Genomic DNA, 18,330 nt, shown 5'->3' with positions numbered 1-18,330 from the left:
GTAGCCGCCCGAAGCGGCGGCAAGGGCAAATGGTCGCTATGTCATGAATGACTATGGAGGCGTCGTTTTCGGCTAACTTGCACGGGCCTGGACTGGGCACACTGATCCCAAGCTGAATCACGATGGTTTGGTCACCCTCGCGCGACAGCTCCTCCAGTAACGCAACCTGCCCCGATCCTGTCACGGCTTGATCGGGGATTTTTTTGCCTGGGTGAATCCGGTGGCGATGGGGTGTTGGGCAGACCGCTATCGCGAGCAAGCTCGCTCCCACAGGTTTTGTGAACGACACAGAACCACTGTGGGAGCGAGCTTGCTCGCGATGAACGATGACGCGGTCTACCTTTGCAACACCAGAATCCGCGACAACAATTCATCCCGATCCACATAACACCCCTGGAAATGCCGGGCCCCGGTAGCCGGGTCGAAAGCGTTGCGTGCATGGAGCGTGCGGCGGTTGTCGAAACACCAGAGCTGGCCGGGTTCGAGGCGCTGTACCAAACGAAATTGTGCCTCGCGGGTCAAGGCGATGAAGCGCCGGTAGGCGCGGTAAAGCCTGGGCATCTGCTCGACCGAGGTGTCGAATGGCCCGCGCAGAAAGTTTGCCAGGCGAATTTCCGCGACCTGTCTCAGGGCATCCAGGGCGATGATCGGCGCCAGGCAGCGGTAATCGCTGTGGCGGTCCTTGTTGCGAAATTCCACCGGGATTTCACACAGCGCGGCAAAGGCCTCGGGATCTTCCTGGCGCAGCGCTTCGGCGATGGCGAAGCCGTCGACAAAAATGCTCTCTCCACCGTCGGCGTCGTTCACCAGGCAATGCAGGAACTGCAGCCCCGGTTGCAGCTCCCGAGTCGGCAAGTCGGTGTGCAACGGCAAGTTGAACGCGGTGTAGGCGTTGCTATCGGCATCGGCTTTGGATTGCACGTTGAACAGCACGCCAAAGTTGCTCTCGCGAATGAAGGAAATGCGCTGGGCAATCTGTTTCAGCGAGCCCGGCTCGGTGGGAACGCCGCGCACCTGGGTCAAGCCGATGTCGCGTACCGCCAGCAGCCATTGCAGCAGCGCATCGGCATCGTCCATCAGCGCCTGGTAATCGAACACCGGTAATTGCAGATCGTGTCGCCATAGTTGGCTTTTGGGCTTGTTCGCCAAGCGTTCGGCCCGGGATTGGTCGTCGTAGGCATGGGCGCGCAACCAGCCCGGGTCGAAACGACTGTTGTGGCCGTCCTGCCAATCCACGCAAAGGCAGCCTTCTTCGTCGAGGTAGGTTGCGCGAGGCGCCAGGTCTTCAGGTACGTCGATGATTTCCAGCACTTGTTCGCGGGTGACGGTGTAGACGCACTGCGGGCAAGGGCAGTTGTCCCGCAGCCACGGGTGATGAAAGGGGCTGATTCGACCATCGGCCCAGGTCACTTGCAATCGGTCGGCCAGGGACGTTACAGCACTCAGCGCGCAGACCAGGGGATAACGGCGGAAATCGGCAAAAGCGGCGGCGGTGTTCATGGCGGTCTCCTGTTCGAGGCTATCGGGCGGGCGGCAGTGCGATGACCCGGCCGATGTACGCTGGAGGTGGCAGGTCCGATTGTTGGTCGAGCAGGGCTTTGAGACGGTCCAGCGTCGGTTCCGTGAAGGGCGCCGAGCGCGGTCCGGCCAGGTCGACGTGCAGCAGCATTTGCTCATTGCCGGCCAGCTCTTTGTCGCCGCCGGCCAGGTGCAGGCTGTGGTAGAGGTGCAGGCGCTTGGCGTCGTGGCCGATGATTTGCGTGCGCACCTGCACCTCGGCATCGAGTTTCACTTCGTGCAGGTAATTGAGGTGCAGTTCCAGGGTGAACAGCGAGTGGCCACTGGCCTCGCGGTTCTGGCTGTCCATGCCGAGGCTGTCCATCAGCGCGTCGGTGGCGTAGCTGAAAATCAGCAGATAGAAGGCATCGCGCAGGTGGCCGTTGTAATCGACCCATTCCGGGAGGATGCGGGTTTGGTAGGTGGTGAGGGTGGGCATGATCCGGGTTCCGACAGTTGTGGTGACTGGGCTGGCGCTATCGCGAGCAAGCTCGCTCCCACAGGGGATCTTCTGAGTGAAATAAAATAGTATTCACACCGCGAAATCCTTGTGGGAGCGAGCTTGCTCGCGATGGGGCCAGACCTGCTGGCCCAACAAGCCCGGGTTTACTCGCTGAAGGCCATCCCATGCTTTTGCTTGGTGGTCTTCACCGCCTCCAGTACCGCCAGCAGGCAATCATCACGATAGCGCTCCAGGGCCGAAATGCTGTGGCTGCCCAGTTGCGCGCTGGTCCCGTCCACCACATCGTCGATCAGCTTTTCCGTCAGTTCCGGTGCCGGCAGGTAAGTCCACGGCAACTGCAATGCCGGGCCGAACTGGGCCATGAAATGGCGCATTCCGGCATCGCCGCCGGCCAGGGTGTAGGTCAGGAACGTGCCCATGAACGACCAGCGCAACCCGGCACCGAAACGGATCGCGTCATCGATTTCCCCGGTGGTGGCCACACCGTCGTTGACCAGGTGCAGGGCTTCGCGCCACAGCGCTTCGAGCAGGCGGTCGGCGATGAAACCGGGTACTTCCTTGCGCACATGCAGTGGCCGCATGCCGAGGGACTCATACACCTGCATCGCCGCCTGTACCGCTTCGGGTGCAGTATTTTTGCCGCCGACCACTTCTACCAGTGGCAACAGGTAGACCGGGTTGAACGGGTGCCCGACCACGCAGCGTTCCGGGTGGGTGGAGCCTTCGTAGAATTCACTTGGCAGCAGCCCCGAAGTGCTGGAGCCGATCAGCGCGTTCGGCTTGGCGGCGGCACTGATCCGAGCGTGCAGTTCGAGTTTCAATTCCAGGCGTTCGGGAGCGCTTTCCTGGATGAAGTCGGCGTCGCGCACGCATTCTTCGATGGTCGCGACAAAGCGCAGCCGATCTTGCGAGGCACCGGGCGCCAGGCCCTGTTTTTCCAGCGCCCCCCAGGCGTTTGCGACGCGTTTGCGCAGCGCCGCTTCGGCACCGGGGGCCGGGTCCCAGGCGACGACGTCCAGGCCGTGGGCCAGGGCGCGGCTGACCCAGCCGCTGCCGATCACACCGCTGCCCAGGGCGGCGAAGGTTTTGATGTCGGTGATGAAACTCATGGGTGATTTCCTGAATGATTCGGTGATTCAAATGTGGGAGCGAGCCTGCTCGCGATGGCGCAATGTCAGTCGGCACATCAGTCGCCTGTTGCACCGCTATCGCGAGCAGGCTCGCTCCCACAGGGAAAGGTGCCGGTTGGGCTTAGCCGCGTTGGGTCAAGCCCATCTTCTTGCGCCCCTCAGCCGGCGTGAGCACGCGCGCCCCGAGGCGGCTGAGGATTTCGCCGGCGCGCTCCACCAGTTGGCCGTTGGTGGCGAGTACGCCTTTGTCCAGCCAGAGGTTGTCTTCCAGTCCGACCCGCACGTTACCGCCCAGCAGTACGGCCTGGGCCGCCATCGGCATTTGCATGCGGCCGATGCCGAAGCCGGCCCACACGGCGTCTGCCGGCAGGTTGTCGACCATGGCTTTCATGGTGGTGGTGTCGGCCGGCGCGCCCCACGGGATGCCCAGGCAGAGCTGGAACAGCGGGTTGTCCAGCAGGCCTTCCTTGATCAGTTGCTTGGCGAACCACAGGTGGCCGGTGTCGAAGATTTCCAGCTCGGCCTTGACCCCCAGCTCGGTGATGCGTTTGGCTCCGGCCCGCAGTTGCGCTGGGGTGGAGACGTAAATGGTGTCACCGTCGCCGAAGTTCAGGGTGCCGCAATCCAGGGTGCAGATTTCCGGCAACAGCTCCTCGACGTGGGCCAGGCGGGTCAGTGGGCCCACCAGGTCGGTGTTGGGACCGAACTCCATCGGCCGCTCACCTGCACCGATTTCCAGGTCGCCGCCCATGCCGGCGGTGAGGTTGACGATGATGTCGACGTCCGCTTCACGGATGCGCTCCATCACTTCACGGTACAGCGCCACGTCACGGCTGAACTTGCCGGTCTGTGGGTCGCGAACGTGGCAGTGGACCACCGTGGCCCCGGCCTTCGCCGCCTCGACGGCGGCGGCAGCGATCTGTTTCGGAGTGACCGGTACGTGAGGGCTCTTGGCGGTCGTGTCGCCAGCACCGGTGAGTGCGCAGGTGATGATGACGTCGTGGTTCATGGTGCGGATTCCTTCAGGCGTGGTAAGTCACTGCGCAGCCGCTTGGTGCTGCGCAGATGGATAGCGGTTATTCAGTTGCTGGTCAGTTTCAGGTTGTCGGCAGCGGGCTTGCCGTCGAAGGTGGTCACGCCTTCGAGCCAGCGTTGCTTGTCTTGCGGGTGATCCTTGAGCCATTGCCGGGCCGATTCGAGCGGATCCTTGTGGTCCAGCAGCGGCTGCATCATCCGGCTCTCATCCTCGGCAGTGAATGTCAGGTTGCTCAGCAAGCGTCCGACGTTCGGGCATTGCTGGGCGTAGTCCGGCGCGGTGACGGTCCACACGGTGGCCATGCCTTCGTTCGGGCCGAGGGCGTCGTCACTGCCGGTGAGGTAGGTCATTTGCACGTTGACGTTCATCGGGTGCGGCGCCCAGCCAAAGAACACCACGGCTTCCTTGCGTCGTACGGCGCGATCCACGGCGGCGAGCATGCCGGCTTCGCTGGACTCGACCAATTGGAATTTGCCCAGGCCGAACTGGTTCTTGGTGATCATGGCCTTGATCTGGGTATTGGCGCCGGAGCCCGGTTCGATGCCGTAGATCTTGCCGCCCAGTTCCTTCTCGAACTTGGCGATGTCGGCGAAGGTCTTCAGGCCCTTGTCGGCCAGATACGTCGGCACGGCCAGGGTCGCGCGGGCATCCTTGAGGCTGGGTTGCTCCAGCACCTTGACCTGCTTGGCCTCGACGAACGGGGTGATGGTCTGAGTCATCAGCGGGTTCCAGTAGCCCAGGAACAGGTCCAGGCGCTGGTCGCGGATGCCGGCGAAGATGATTTGCTGGGAGGCGCTGGTTTGCTTGGTCTTGTAGCCGAGGCCGTCGAGCATCACCTGGGTCAGGGCGCTGGTGGCGATGACGTCGGTCCAATTGACCACGCCCAGGCGCACGTTCTGGCACGCGGCGGGCTCGGCCGCCATGGCGGCGCCATTGAGGATGGTGGTACCGCAAAGTGCAAGAACGCAGGAGCTGATCAGTCGTTTCATGTCGGGTTCCTCGGCAGCTTATTGTTATGGGGCCCGGCATCTGCGCGCCGGTGATGCCAAGTTACGCAGCCCCACGCCCGGCAAAACGCACAGCGGCGACGTGCACTTGCACTGCGGCGACCTGGTGTCCTGTTTCACGAATAGGGGGCTCCAGCGCTTGAACAGCCCTTGCAACTGGCGTATCAAGATCCGCACGCTACCCGCCAACCGAGTGCGCGCCATGTCCCAGGATTTCTATTTCTTGCTGATGCCGGGTTTCTCGGCCATCGGTTTCATTTCGGCCATCGAGCCGTTGCGGGTCGCCAATCGTTTTCGCGGCGAGCTGTATCGCTGGCATGTGTTGAGTGTCGACGGTGGAGCGGTGCTGGCGAGCAATGGCATGTCGGTCAACGCCGATGCCGCGCTGGAGCCGCTGAAGAAGGGCGCGACCCTTTGGGTGGTGGCCGGGTTCGAACCGCTCAAGTTCGTGACGCCGGCGTTGGAGCGCTGGCTACATCGGCTGGACAGCGAAGGCGTGACCCTGGGCGGCATCGACACCGGTAGCGTGGTCCTGGCCGAGGCGGGCCTGCTGGAAGGGCATCGCGTGACCCTGCACTGGGAAGCGATCGAGGCGTTCAAGGAGTCTTATCCACAGCTCAGCGTGACCCAGGAACTGTTCGAAATCGACCGTCGTCGCATCACCTGCGCCGGCGGTACCGCTTCCATCGATCTGATGCTGGATCTGATCGGCCAGGCCCACGGCGCCGAGTTGGCGATTCAGGTCAGCGAACAGTTCGTACTCGGGCGCATCCGCCCGCGCAAAGACCACCAGCGCATGGAGATCGCCAGCCGCTACGGCATTCGCAACAAGAAGCTGGTGCACGTCATCGGTGAGATGGAGACCCATAGCGAACCGCCCTTGAGCACCCTTGAACTGGCCGAGTCCATTGGCGTTACCCGCCGCCAGCTCGAGCGCCTGTTCCGCCTGCACCTGAACGACACCCCGAGCAACTTCTACCTGCGCTTGCGCCTGGAAAAGGCCCGGCAATTGCTGCGCCAGACCGACATGAGCGTGCTGGAAGTGAGCATTGCCTGCGGTTTTGAATCACCGTCGTACTTCACTCGCAGCTACCGGGCACGGTTTGCCCGCTGTCCGCGGGAGGATCGGCGGCGCCAGGGGGATGGGCGGGAGCTGGTTTGACAGGCTTTTATACCCAATTATACTTGCGACTATAAATTATACCTGTCGCCATAATTGAGTATAAAACCATGTCCAAGCACCAAGGTTTTGTCTTCCGGCGCCCCGATCTGGCCCGCAATATTGTCGATGGGCTGGTGGGCGCCGGGATTCAGGATTACACCTCAGGCCTGTTCCTGGCCGCTCCGAGACGTACCGGGAAAAGTACGTTCCTGCGCGAAGACTTGATTCCCGAATGTGAAAGCCGTGGCTGGCTCGCGGTTTACGTCGACCTGTGGGCCAACAAGGAAAAAGATCCCGCCGAGTTGATCGCCTCGGCCATCGCCGCGGCATTGGTGCCTTATGAAAAGGGCATCCGCAAGCTTGCCAAGTCCATGGGGATCGACAAACTCAGCTTCTTGCGCACGCTGTCATGGGATTTCAGCGTGCCGCAATTGCCCGAAGGGGCGACGCTGACCCAAGCGCTGGAGTTGTTGCACAGCGCTGCCGCTAAAACCGTGGTGCTGGTGATCGACGAAGCCCAGCATGCGTTGACCACTGAGGCCGGGGTCAACGCAATGTTCGCCCTCAAGGCCGCCCGTGATCAGCTCAACCAGGGGCGGGAAGACGCTACCAGCGGCCTGCGCCTGGTGTTTACCGGCTCCAACCGAGACAAACTCGCGCACTTGGTGCTCAGCCGCAACCAGCCTTTCTATGGATCCAGCATCACGCCGTTCCCCTTGCTGGGCAAAGAGTTCACCAAGGCTTATGCCACTCATTTGAACGCGCATCTGGCCCAAACCAACCAGTTCAATGCCGATGACCTCGACCAGGCATTCGAGCTGGTAGGGCGCCGCCCTGAAATGTTGCGCAGCGTCATCGGTGAAATTGCCTTGGAGCTGGGTGAGGCGAGCCACCTGGGCGAATTGCTGCGCAACAGCGCCGAGATGTTGCGCGCCGGCGTCTGGACTGAGTTTGAAAGCGCCTGGAATGCCCTGACGGTGCCACAACGGGCAGTGTTGCAGGTCATGGCCGAACGCTCGCAAAACAACGAACCTTTTGCGCCCTTCACGGATTCAACGCTGGAAGCTGTGGGCAAAGTGCTCAAAACCATGGGAAGCGAGGTCGTGCCCGGCACCCAGACCATCCAATCCTGCATCGACGCTTTGCGTGACAAGGAACTGGTGTGGAAATCCAATCGGGGTGGTTATGCGCTGGAGGACAAGGCGTTTGCGGATTGGTTGAAGGGCTATCGCAAGCGGCATGGCTAATCCTGCCCGGCAAACTGCCACGCAAAGAACCTGTGGCAAGGGGATAAATCCCCTCGCCACAGCGGCGGTGTCTGGTTGGGCATCGGTAGAAAATCTATTTCTTCATCAACGCCGAACACGCCGCCTTATAAGCCTCATGCTGATACTTGTTCAGCGTCGCCGGCAGGGCGAAGTCATGCTTTTTGCTCTGCGCATTGATGGTCTGCGGCGACAGTAGTGTCACCTCGCAACCTTCCAGCAACTGGAACACTCCTTCGATCTTGAACGTCGTCGGCCCTCCGGCGAACTCACCTTTCTTGCTGCGCTTCTTGATGGCGATGCGTTCGATACCGTTATCCACCACGAACGCCCGCACCTGAGCGGCGAAGGCCTTGACGTTGGCGGCTTCGTCATCGTCGTCCAGGGCGATTTTCTTGGTGTTGAGGGCGATATGGGTCAGCGTCTGTAGATCCAGCGAGGCAACGGCGATGATCGCTTCGCTGCCTTTGATTTCGATGCCGCAGGTTTTCATGGGAGTCCTTTTACCAGGTGGTGAGGTGCAGCCTACAGCTCCAGCTGATCGGGATGGATACCAAAGGCCGCGGCAATTTTTTCGCGTGTCGCCCGGCGAGGTCTGGCGACTGATTCCTGCTGCGCAAACGCCGGTTGAGAGATGCCCAGGCGTCTGGCGACCTCATCCTGGGTCAGGCTCAGATGTTCGCGCCAGGCGCGGATGGGCGTGGCGCCGTCGACGATACGGCTGACCACTTCATGGGGAATCAGATCGGGTTCCAGCTTCTGCGCAACGTATTGTGCATAGGGGATGACCACAATTGCTCCGTGGATAACCCCTTACTCCTGCCCAATCGACTCCAAAAACTCCGACCGATCATCGCTCACCTGGGCCATGCAGTCGTTTTCGGCGATTTTGTACGCTTCGCTGCCGGGTTTGGCTGGAAAGGCGGCGATGGCGCAGTCGGCGTCGCGCTGTTTTTGCCACAGCTGTTGGGCGGCCTTGATCTTGGCGGTGATGTCGCTGAGCTGGGCCTTGTCGCTGGCGTAGCGGGTTTGCAGACGCTCAAAGAGGCCCTGCAGGTTTTCATTGAGCAGTTGTTCGGCGGCGGTCTTGCCGTAGGCCGAACAGGCCAGGGTCTGGACGTCGTTTTCCACGGCGTCGCAAGGGTTTGGTTCGGTGTCTTCGGTCGCGTGTGCGACGGTGCTGATCAGTGCCAAAGCCAGAAAGATTGATTTCATTGCGTCGCCGCTCGAGTCCAGTGAAAGCCAGTGATGCAGCGGATTCTGGCGCAAGCCTCGGGTAAAGAACAGACGGGCAGGGTGGGTCGGTCATAGCCCTTTGTCGCAGATTGACGCTTTCGGCAATTCCCCTGTCGTTTTTGCACCCGGTCGCCACGGCCCTCAGGCATATGCTGGCCCCAAAGCGCCGGCACACGATTCGGCGCATGAATCGCTGACAAAAGGGGACTGCCTGATGAGCCCAGCCGAATTGCACGCCGACAGCATCGTTATCGACGGGCTGATCATTGCCAAGTGGAACCGCGACCTGTTCGAAGACATGCGCAAGGGCGGCCTGACCGCGGCCAACTGCACCGTGTCGGTGTGGGAAGGTTTCCAGGCCACCATCAACAACATCGTCGCCAGCCAGAAACTGATCCGCGAGAACAGCGACCTGGTGATCCCGGTGAAAACCACCGCCGACATCCGTCGCGCCAAGGAGCAAGGCAAGACCGGCATCATCTTCGGTTTCCAGAACGCACACGCTTTCGAAGACCAGCTCGGCTACGTCGAGATCTTCAAGCAGTTGGGCGTGGGTGTGGTGCAGATGTGCTACAACACCCAGAACCTGGTCGGCACTGGCTGCTACGAGCGTGACGGCGGCCTGTCGGGCTTCGGTCGCGAAATCGTCGCCGAGATGAACCGGGTCGGCATCATGTGTGACCTGTCCCACGTCGGTTCCAAGACTTCCGAGGAAGTCATCCTCGAATCGAAGAAGCCAGTGTGCTATTCCCACTGCCTGCCGTCCGGCCTGAAAGAGCACCCGCGCAACAAGTCCGATGAAGAACTGAAGTTCATCGCCGACCACGGCGGCTTCGTTGGCGTAACCATGTTCGCGCCGTTCCTGGCCAAAGGCATCGATTCGACCATCGACGACTACGCCGAAGCCATCGAATACACCATGAACATCGTCGGCGAAGACGCCATCGGCATCGGCACCGACTTCACTCAGGGCCATGGCCAGGACTTCTTCGAAATGCTGACCCACGACAAGGGCTACGCCCGTCGTCTGACCAGCTTCGGCAAGATCATCAACCCGCTGGGTATCCGTACCGTGGGCGAGTTCCCGAACCTCACCGAGACGCTGCTCAAGCGCGGCCATCCTGAGCGGGTGGTACGCAAGATCATGGGCGAGAACTGGGTCAACGTCCTGAAGGACGTCTGGGGCGAATAACCGCCACCGCACCGCCGAATCCTTTACCTGCGGCCCTCAGCGCCGCAGGCACACCACGCATTTCCGGAGTCAAGTTTTCATGGCCAAAATCGCCCCCCAACTGCCTATCGAAGTCGACAGTGAAACCGGTGTCTGGACCTCCGACGCCCTGCCGATGCTCTACGTGCCGCGTCACTTCTTCGTCAATAACCACATGGGCATCGAAGAAGTGCTGGGTGCCGAAGCCTACGCCGAGATTCTCTACAAGGCCGGCTACAAGTCCGCCTGGCATTGGTGTGAAAAAGAAGCCGAATGCCACGGCCTGGAAGGCGTCGCGGTATTCGAGCACTACATGAAGCGCTTGTCCCAGCGTGGTTGGGGCCTGTTCAAGATCCAGGACATCGACCTCGACAAAGGCACCGCTAGCGTCAAGCTCGAACACTCGGCGTTCGTCTATGTGTACGGCAAGGTCGGACGCAAGGTCGACTACATGTTCACCGGCTGGTTCGCCGGCGCCATGGACCAGATCCTCGCCGCCCGTGGCAGTTCGATCCGCACCGTGGCCGAGCAGGTCTACGGCGGTTCCGAAGAAGGCCACGACGACGGCCTGTTCATCGTCAAGCCGTTGTAAGTCGAGGATCGCACCATGGCCTTTGAAGCAATGTTCCAGCCGATCCAGATCGGCAAACTGACCATCCGCAACCGCGTGCTCAGCACCGCCCACGCCGAGGTCTACGCCACCGACGGCGGCATGACCACCGATCGGTACGTGAAGTATTACGAAGAGAAGGCCAAGGGCGGTATCGGCCTGGCGATCTGCGGGGGCTCCTCGGTGGTTGCCATCGACAGCCCGCAGGAATGGTGGAGTTCGGTGAACCTGTCCACCGACCGCATCATCCCGCATTTCCAGAACCTGGCCGACGCCATGCACAAGCATGGCGCCAAGATCATGATCCAGATTACCCACATGGGCCGGCGTTCGCGCTGGGACGGTTTCAACTGGCCGACCCTGATGTCGCCGTCCGGCGTCCGTGAGCCGGTGCACCGCGCCACCTGCAAGACCATTGAGCCGGAAGAAATCTGGCGGGTGATCGGCAACTACGCCAGCGCCGCCAAGCGCGCCAAGGCCGGTGGTCTGGACGGCGTCGAGCTGTCGGCCGTGCACCAGCACATGATCGACCAGTTCTGGAGCCCACGGGTCAACAAGCGTACCGACGAATGGGGCGGCACTTTCGAAGGCCGGATGAAGTTCGGCCTGGAAGTGTTGAAAGCCGTGCGCGCCGAGGTCGGTGACGACTTCTGCGTGGGCATGCGTATCTGCGGTGACGAATTCCACCCGGACGGTCTGTCCCATGAGGACATGAAGCAAATCGCCAAGTACTACGATGACACCGGCATGCTGGACTTCATCGGCGTGGTGGGCTCGGGCTGCGACACCCACAACACCCTGGCCAACGTCATCCCGAACATGAGTTATCCACCGGAGCCGTTCCTGCACCTGGCCGCCGGTATCAAGGAAGTGGTCAAGGTCCCGGTGCTGCACGCACAGAACATCAAGGACCCGAACCAGGCCACGCGGATTCTGGAGGGCGGTTATGTCGACATGGTCGGCATGACCCGCGCCCATATCGCCGACCCGCACCTGATCGCCAAGATCAAGATGGGCCAGATCGATCAGATCAAGCAATGCGTCGGTGCCAACTACTGCATCGACCGTCAGTACCAGGGCCTGGATGTGCTGTGCATCCAGAACGCCGCGACCTCCCGTGAATACATGGGCGTGCCGCACATCATCGAGAAGTCCACCGGGCCGAAACGCAAGGTGGTGGTGGTCGGTGCCGGCCCGGCCGGGATGGAAGCGGCGCGCGTCGCCGCCGAGCGCGGGCATGACGTGACCCTGTTCGAGAAGAAGGAATTCATCGGTGGACAGATCACCACCGCTTCGAAAGCCCCGCAACGGGACCAGATCGCCGGTATCACCCGCTGGTTCCAACTGGAACTGGCGCGGCTGAAAGTCGACTTGCGCCTGGGCGTGGCGGCTGATGCGGCGACCATCATGGACTTGCGTCCGGACGTGGTGGTGCTGGCCGTCGGCGGGCATCCGAACCTGGAGCAGAACGAGCATTGGGGCGCCGCCGAAGGGTTGGTGGTCAGCAGCTGGGACGTGCTCGACGGCAAGGTTGCACCGGGCAAGAACGTGCTGGTCTACGACACCATTTGCGAATTCACCGGCATGTCGGTGGCCGACTTCCTCGCCGACAAGGGCAGCCAGGTCGAGATCGTCACCGACGACATCAAGCCGGGCGTGGCGATTGGCGGGACGTCGTTCCCTACCTACTACCGCAGCATGTACCCCAAGGAAGTGATCATGACCGGGGACATGATGCTGGAGAAGGTCTACCGCGAAGGCGACAAGCTGGTGGCGGTGCTGGAGAACGAATACACCGGTGCCAAGGAAGAGCGCGTGGTGGACCAGGTGGTGGTGGAGAACGGCGTGCGGCCGGACGAGGAAATCTACTACGCGCTCAAGGAAGGTTCGCGCAACAAGGGCCAGATCGACGTCGAAGCCCTGTTCGCGATCAAGCCGCAACCGTGCCTGGAGCAGAGCGGCGAGGGCTACCTGCTGTTCCGCATCGGCGACTGTGTGGCCCAGCGTAATACCCACGCCGCCATCTACGACGCTTTGCGGCTGTGCAAGGATTTCTAACGGCTTGCACATGATCCTGTGAGAGCGAGCTTGCTCGCGAAAGCGGTGGGTCAGTCAATGCAAATGGGACTGACAGAATGCAATCGCGAGCAAGCTCGCTCCCACAGGCACCGAGTAAGGCATCTCGACCTGCAAGACCCTGAGGTCTTTGGGAGCAACACCTATGTTGAACACCCTTCTCCCCATCCTGCTGTTCGCTGCTCTGGGCCTCGCGGTCCTTGGCGCCTTGCGGCGGGTGAACATGTGGCGCCGGGGCCGACCGTCCAAGGTCGACCTGATCGGCGGTCTCTTCGCCATGCCCAAGCGCTACATGGTGGACTTGCACCACGTAGTGGCGCGGGACAAATACATCGCCAACACCCACGTCGCCACGGCGGGCGGCTTTGTGCTGGCGGCGGTACTGGCGATTGTGGTGCACGGCTTCGGCCTGCAAAACCGCATCCTTGGCTATGCCTTGCTGTTCGCCACGCTGCTGATGTTCAGCGGCGCGATTTTCGTCGCCCTGCGCCGGCGCAACCCGCCGTCACGGCTGTCGAAAGGCCCATGGATGCGCCTGCCGAAAAGCCTGTTCGCGTTTTCCATCAGCTTCTTCCTGGTGACCTTGCCGGTGGCCGGGATCCTGCCGGCGGACTTCGGTGGCTGGGTGTTGGTGGTATTGCTGGGCCTGGGCGTGCTTTGGGGCGTGTCGGAGATGTTCTTCGGCATGACCTGGGGCGGGCCGATGAAACACGCCTTCGCCGGTGCGCTGCACCTGGCCTGGCACCGTCGTGCCGAGCGCTTTGGCGGTGGCCGTTCCACCGGTCTCAAGCCGCTGGACCTGAGCGACCCCGCTGCGCCGCTGGGCGTCGAGAAACCCAAGGATTTCACTTGGAATCAATTGCTCGGTTTCGATGCCTGCGTGCAATGCGGCAAGTGCGAAGCCGCCTGCCCGGCCTTTGCCGCCGGCCAGCCGCTGAACCCGAAGAAACTCATCCAGGACATGGTCGTCGGCCTGGCCGGCGGCACCGATGCGAAATTCGCCGGTAGCCCGTACCCCGGTAAACCGGTGGGCGAACACGCTGGCAATCCCCATCAGCCAATCGTCAACGGCCTGGTGGACGCCGAGACACTATGGTCGTGCACCACTTGCCGGGCCTGTGTCGAGGAATGCCCGATGATGATCGAGCATGTCGATGCCATCGTCGACATGCGCAGGCACCTGACCCTGGAAAAGGGCGCCACGCCGAACAAGGGCGCCGAGGTCCTGGAAAACCTCATCGCCACCGACAACCCGGGTGGTTTCGCCCCGGGTGGGCGGATGAACTGGGCGGCGGACCTGAACCTCAATCTGCTCAGCGAGAAGAAGTCCACCGACGTGCTGTTCTGGGTTGGCGACGGTGCTTTCGACATGCGCAACCAACGCACCCTGCGTGCCTTCGTCAAAGTGCTCAAGGCCGCAAAAGTCGACTTCGCCGTGCTCGGCCTCGAAGAGCGCGACAGCGGCGATGTGGCCCGGCGCCTGGGCGATGAAGCGACCTTCCAGCTGTTGGCCAAACGCAACATCCAGACCCTGGCCAAGTACAGTTTCAATCGCATCGTCACCTGCGACCCCCATAGCTTCCACGTGCTGAAAAACGAATACGGCGCTTTCGATGGCAACTACCTGGTGCAGCACCACAGCACCTACCTGGCGGAGATCATCGACGCTGGTGCCCTCAGCCTCGGCCAGCACAAGGGCGACAGCGTGACCTATCACGACCCGTGCTACCTGGGCCGCTACAACGGCGAATACGAGGCGCCACGCCAAGTGCTGCGTGCGCTGGGTATCGAGGTCAAGGAAATGCAGCGTTCCGGTTTCCGCTCGCGTTGCTGCGGCGGTGGCGGCGGTGCGCCGATCACCGACATCCCGGGCAAGCAGCGGATTCCCGACATGCGCATGGAAGACATCCGCGAAACCGGCGCCGAGCTGGTGGCCGTGGGTTGTCCACAATGCACCGCGATGCTCGAAGGCGTGGTCGAGCCACGGCCGATGATCAAGGACATCGCCGAACTGGTGGCCGACGCCCTGCTCGAAGACGCGGCACCGAGCAAGCCTGTGACCCCGGCCAAACGTGAACCTGCGGAGGTGCATTAATGAGCGACATCATCCGCCGCGACCCTCGCGCCGAGTGGATCGCCCGCAACCGCCTGCACCCGCTGCACGCAGCCATGCAGCCGGTGCAACACAGCTGGATGGGGCCCAACGGCGTCATCCGCAAGAATGTCCACGGTGTGGGTTTCATCGGCCCCAACGGCATCAAACGCATCGACCGCAGCGGTGCCCAGCAGGGTGGCGCGAGCAAGCGTACCGCCGCCGCGGAGGTGCAACTGCCACTGCATCAAGTGCCACAACCAGCGTTCTACATCAGTGTGGTGCCGGACATGGTTGGTGGCCGCCTCAGCAGTCACGACCGCGATCTGCTAGGCCTGGCCCATCAATTGGCCGGTGCCGACGGTGCGGTCCTGGCAGTGGTCTTCGGTGAGCACAAGGAAAACGCTTTCGCCACCGCCGGTGTCGACCGCTTGCTGGTATTGGCGGGCGAGGAATTCAGCGGTTATGCGCCGGAACAACGGGTGCAGGGCCTGAGGGCTGTGGATAACCAATTCAATCCACGCCATTGGCTGCTGCCCGACAGCCGCACCGGTGGCGGTGAGCTGGGTCGGCGCCTGGCTGCGGCTCTGGGCGAACGCCCGGCGACGCGGGTCTGGCAGGTCAAGGGCGAGGAATGCATTGGCCGTGCCGGTGCCGGCCTGCAAGACCTGGCCCGGCCATTGGCGCGCTTGATCCTGGCGGCGGCCGAATGTGCCGAGCCGGTCAGCGAAACCCGTCACGAAGCCCTGCCGGTGGAGTTATCCACAAGTGTGGCGCGCAGTTTGTCGCGCATCGAGGATCTTGGCGCGGTGGCGGTGGACCCGGGGGCGATCCCGATGGCCGAAGCCGAATTCATTTTCTCCGGCGGTAACGGAGTCAAGGACTGGGATCTTTTCCACAAAACCGCTGCGGCCCTGGGCGCCACCGAAGGCGCTTCGCGGGTGGCGGTGGACGATGGTTTCATGGCCCGCGACCGTCAGGTCGGCGCGTCCGGCACCTGGGTCACGGCGCGGGTCTACGTGGCCGTAGGGATTTCCGGGGCGATCCAGCACCTGCAAGGCATCGGTGCCTGCGACAAGGTGGTGGCGATCAACCTCGACCCGGGCTGCGACATGATCAAACGGGCAGACCTGTCGGTGATCGGCGACAGTGCGGCGATTCTCCAGGCCTTGATCGCGGCGGTAGAGGCTTACCGCAACGAAGCCAAGCGCGATGCGGCTTAAGAAGGACAAGTTGATGAGTATCCAAGTGATCAGCCTCGTATCCATCGGCGCCCACCCCACCTCCGGTCGGCCCCGCCGTGCCGAGCAGGATGCCCGGGCTGTGGAACTGGGCCTGCAACTGGCCGGCAATGACCTGCAAGTGCTGCACGCCGGCGACGTGGCCGAACCGGCCCTGCGCGCCTATTTGGGCATGGGCCTGGACGAACTCCATGTGTTGGAAAACCCTGCGGGCGCCGACGCACTGCCGGCCCTGACCGATTACCTGCGCGACGTTGGCGCCCAAGTGGTGCTCACCGGCAGCCAGGCGGAAACCGGTGAAGGCTCGGGCATGCTCCCATTTCTGTTGGCGGAAAACCTTGGCTGGCCGCTGGTGGTGGGGTTGGCTCAGGTCGAATCCATCGACAACGGCGTGGCCTTGGTGCTGCAAGCCTTGCCCCGTGGCCAACGGCGCCGTCTCAAAGTACGCCTGCCATTCCTGGCCACTGTGGATAACGCCGCACCGAAACCTCGGCAAAGTGCCTACGGCCCGGCGCGGCGCGGCGCCTTGCACGCTGAAGAGGTTGAGGTTGTCGATGACACCTTGTTGGCAGTGGCGACCCTGCAACCGGCCAAGCCACGTCCCAAACGCCTGAAAGTGATCAAGGCCAAGAGCGGCGCGGACCGCATGAAGGCTGCCACGGCCAAGGCCAGCGGTGGAGGCGGGCAAGTGCTCAAGGGCCTGAGCCCGGAGGCGGGCGCCGAGGCGATTCTCAAGTTGCTGGTTGAGGAAGGGGTGGTTCGCTGAGTCCAGAATCACCTTGAATCCCTGTGGGGGCGAGCTTGCTCGCGATAGCGGTCTGTCGGTTGGCGATGATGGCGACTGCTGGTCCGTCATCGCGAGCAAGCTTGCCCCCACAGGGGCATTCAGGTTTATTCACAATCGCTGTGCGCGCCTCTGTGGATAACCTGTTCGGCCCTGTCCGGACACCGCGCCAATCAGGCCTTTCAAGGCCGCGTTCAAAAAATGATCAGTCTGACCTGCTGCAACATCCGGCCATAAAACCGCTGGTCCGGCGTGTTGTCGGGCCTCAGATCTGCGCGTAAAAAATGCCTTTGATCGCTAACGGAGCTACATCGATGGAAGTTGAATTTCGCCCGGCCTTGCCCACGGATACCCGCGAGATCGCTCGTCTATTCCGGATTTCCTCAGAGGGCGCGTCGGATTACATCTGGAGCCAGTTGGCGGAGCCGGGGCAGGACCTCCTGGAGGTGGGGGCTGCTCGTTACGCCCGAGAAAATGTCGATTTTTCCTACCAGAATTGTCTTGTTGCCCAGGCCGATGGCCGGGTCATCGGCATGATGCACTGTTACGTGACGCGTGAGGATCCGCTGGCGGCTCCCGTCACTGATCCGATCCTGGCGCCCTACGCCGACATGGAGGTCCCCGATACCCTCTATATATCGAGCCTGGCCCTGCATGAAGGCTGGCGTAACGAGGGGCTCGGCGTGCGCTTTCTCGAGCGGGCGCAACAGCGTGCCGATCAACTGGCACTCAATGGCCTGAGCCTGATCGACTATGCCGCGAACACCGGTGCCCGACGCTTTTATGAGCGCCATGGCTTTGGCATCGTCAAAACCTGCCAGGTTGTCCCGCATCCGATGATTCGGGTGACGGGGGAGGCGTATCTGATGCATCGGCCTTAACCGTCACGGCGGGTTGTTCTGGAGCCAAGAGACTCCTGTGGGAGCGAGCTTGCTCGCGATAGCGGTCTGTCAGGTAACGATGAGGGTGACGGCTAGTCGGTCATCGCGAGCAAGCTCGCTCCCACACGGGGTGTTTACCCACATTCCCTGTGTGCGCCTCTGTGGATAACCTGTTCGCCCCTCGCCACATCCCACGCAGATCAGGCCCTCCAAGCGAGCGCTTAAAAAACAACCAGCCTAACCCACGGTTTTTCCTGGGTTTTATTTGTGAATAAGCTTGGGCGCAGCCCCATACTTGCCCCCAATCTCTGTTGGCGCTTCTGTGGATAAGATGTTCGCTGTCCTCTACAAGCCATACGGAGCGAGGCTTTCAAGGAGTTGATCATTAAATGATCAATTCCTTGTTTTTACCCGAGAAATGCTAGCGGAACCCCGATTTATAAGCCGTTAAAGCGGTTTTCCACAGAATCATCAGAATTACCCCCAAACACTGTTGGCGCTTCTGTGGATAAGGTGTTCGCTGTCCTCCACAACCCAGTCCTGGCAAGCCTTTCAGGCATCTGATCAATAATTGACCTGC

The 18,330-nt window shown here is 61.9% G+C and carries 17 protein-coding genes; 9 read left to right on the top strand and 8 right to left on the bottom strand.

Annotated features, from left to right (window positions below; all coding sequences use genetic code 11):
* Nucleotides 1-336: 336 nt before the first annotated feature.
* The 5 genes from SGN16_RS27195 to SGN16_RS27175 form a co-directional block, all read right to left on the bottom strand.
* On the bottom strand, nucleotides 337-1,500 hold the full coding sequence (locus tag SGN16_RS27195; RefSeq protein WP_335945402.1) for a gamma-butyrobetaine dioxygenase: 1,164 nt from the start codon (nucleotides 1,498-1,500) through the stop codon (nucleotides 337-339).
* 19 nt (nucleotides 1,501-1,519) lie between these two features.
* Nucleotides 1,520-1,996, bottom strand: a complete 477-nt coding sequence (locus tag SGN16_RS27190) for a thioesterase family protein (protein ID WP_210641636.1) — start codon at nucleotides 1,994-1,996, stop codon at nucleotides 1,520-1,522.
* A gap of 167 nt (nucleotides 1,997-2,163) precedes the next feature.
* Entirely contained in the window at nucleotides 2,164-3,129 is a 966-nt protein-coding gene (locus SGN16_RS27185; RefSeq protein ID WP_335945403.1) for an L-carnitine dehydrogenase, read from the bottom strand.
* 142 nt (nucleotides 3,130-3,271) lie between these two features.
* A complete protein-coding gene (locus SGN16_RS27180) occupies nucleotides 3,272-4,159 on the bottom strand; it encodes a 3-keto-5-aminohexanoate cleavage protein (protein ID WP_014340599.1) in 888 nt (295 codons plus the stop codon).
* A gap of 71 nt (nucleotides 4,160-4,230) precedes the next feature.
* Entirely contained in the window at nucleotides 4,231-5,175 is a 945-nt protein-coding gene (locus tag SGN16_RS27175) for a choline ABC transporter substrate-binding protein (RefSeq protein ID WP_210641632.1), read from the bottom strand.
* 220 nt (nucleotides 5,176-5,395) lie between these two features.
* On the opposite strand from SGN16_RS27175, the gene SGN16_RS27170 reads away from it, so the two are divergent.
* Both SGN16_RS27170 and SGN16_RS27165 read left to right on the top strand, forming a co-directional pair.
* Nucleotides 5,396-6,355 carry a GlxA family transcriptional regulator gene (locus SGN16_RS27170; protein ID WP_210645442.1) on the top strand — a complete coding sequence of 320 codons (960 nt, stop codon included), beginning with the start codon at nucleotides 5,396-5,398 and terminating at the stop codon, nucleotides 6,353-6,355.
* A gap of 68 nt (nucleotides 6,356-6,423) precedes the next feature.
* A complete protein-coding gene (locus tag SGN16_RS27165; protein ID WP_210641630.1) occupies nucleotides 6,424-7,602 on the top strand; it encodes an AAA family ATPase in 1,179 nt (392 codons plus the stop codon).
* Between the two features lie 94 nt (nucleotides 7,603-7,696).
* Here the strand turns inward: SGN16_RS27165 and SGN16_RS27160 are convergent, their stop codons facing one another.
* Genes SGN16_RS27160 through SGN16_RS27150 form a run of 3 tightly spaced genes read right to left on the bottom strand, consistent with a single transcriptional unit; the run spans nucleotide 7,697 to nucleotide 8,835 of the window.
* Nucleotides 7,697-8,113, bottom strand: coding sequence for a DUF3010 family protein (locus SGN16_RS27160; protein WP_335945404.1), 417 nt, complete (start codon nucleotides 8,111-8,113; stop codon nucleotides 7,697-7,699).
* 32 nt (nucleotides 8,114-8,145) lie between these two features.
* On the bottom strand, nucleotides 8,146-8,415 hold the full coding sequence (locus SGN16_RS27155) for a helix-turn-helix transcriptional regulator (RefSeq protein ID WP_335945458.1): 270 nt from the start codon (nucleotides 8,413-8,415) through the stop codon (nucleotides 8,146-8,148).
* Between the two features lie 18 nt (nucleotides 8,416-8,433).
* The gene (locus tag SGN16_RS27150) at nucleotides 8,434-8,835 is read right to left on the bottom strand and encodes a lysozyme inhibitor LprI family protein (protein WP_210641626.1); all 402 of its coding nucleotides are present in this window, start codon (nucleotides 8,833-8,835) and stop codon (nucleotides 8,434-8,436) included.
* Nucleotides 8,836-9,070: 235 nt separating this feature from the next.
* Here SGN16_RS27150 and SGN16_RS27145 point away from each other — a divergent pair, with 235 nt between their 5' ends.
* The 7 genes from SGN16_RS27145 to SGN16_RS27115 all read left to right on the top strand — a co-directional run bounded on the left by SGN16_RS27145 (nucleotide 9,071) and on the right by SGN16_RS27115 (nucleotide 17,750).
* Nucleotides 9,071-10,048, top strand: coding sequence for a dipeptidase (locus SGN16_RS27145; protein WP_030139307.1), 978 nt, complete (start codon nucleotides 9,071-9,073; stop codon nucleotides 10,046-10,048).
* Between the two features lie 79 nt (nucleotides 10,049-10,127).
* Nucleotides 10,128-10,658, top strand: coding sequence for a DUF5943 domain-containing protein (locus tag SGN16_RS27140; protein ID WP_053156148.1), 531 nt, complete (start codon nucleotides 10,128-10,130; stop codon nucleotides 10,656-10,658).
* A gap of 15 nt (nucleotides 10,659-10,673) precedes the next feature.
* A complete protein-coding gene (gene dgcA / locus SGN16_RS27135; RefSeq protein ID WP_135847539.1) occupies nucleotides 10,674-12,734 on the top strand; it encodes a dimethylglycine demethylation protein DgcA in 2,061 nt (686 codons plus the stop codon).
* A 163-nt stretch (nucleotides 12,735-12,897) separates the two neighbouring features.
* On the top strand, nucleotides 12,898-14,847 hold the full coding sequence (gene dgcB, locus SGN16_RS27130; RefSeq protein ID WP_335945405.1) for a dimethylglycine demethylation protein DgcB: 1,950 nt from the start codon (nucleotides 12,898-12,900) through the stop codon (nucleotides 14,845-14,847).
* Nucleotides 14,847-16,067 carry an electron transfer flavoprotein subunit alpha/FixB family protein gene (locus tag SGN16_RS27125; RefSeq protein ID WP_335945406.1) on the top strand — a complete coding sequence of 407 codons (1,221 nt, stop codon included), beginning with the start codon at nucleotides 14,847-14,849 and terminating at the stop codon, nucleotides 16,065-16,067. The genes dgcB and SGN16_RS27125 overlap by 1 nt, the downstream gene beginning before the upstream one ends.
* 10 nt (nucleotides 16,068-16,077) lie before the next feature.
* Entirely contained in the window at nucleotides 16,078-16,851 is a 774-nt protein-coding gene (locus tag SGN16_RS27120; protein ID WP_335945459.1) for an electron transfer flavoprotein subunit beta, read from the top strand.
* A gap of 332 nt (nucleotides 16,852-17,183) precedes the next feature.
* On the top strand, nucleotides 17,184-17,750 hold the full coding sequence (locus SGN16_RS27115; protein WP_335945407.1) for a GNAT family N-acetyltransferase: 567 nt from the start codon (nucleotides 17,184-17,186) through the stop codon (nucleotides 17,748-17,750).
* The last annotated feature ends 580 nt before the right edge of the window (nucleotides 17,751-18,330 follow it).

Source organism: Pseudomonas sp. G166 (assembly GCF_037027455.2).
GTDB lineage: Bacteria > Pseudomonadota > Gammaproteobacteria > Pseudomonadales > Pseudomonadaceae > Aquipseudomonas.
This window is presented reverse-complemented; position numbering and strand designations above follow the sequence as displayed.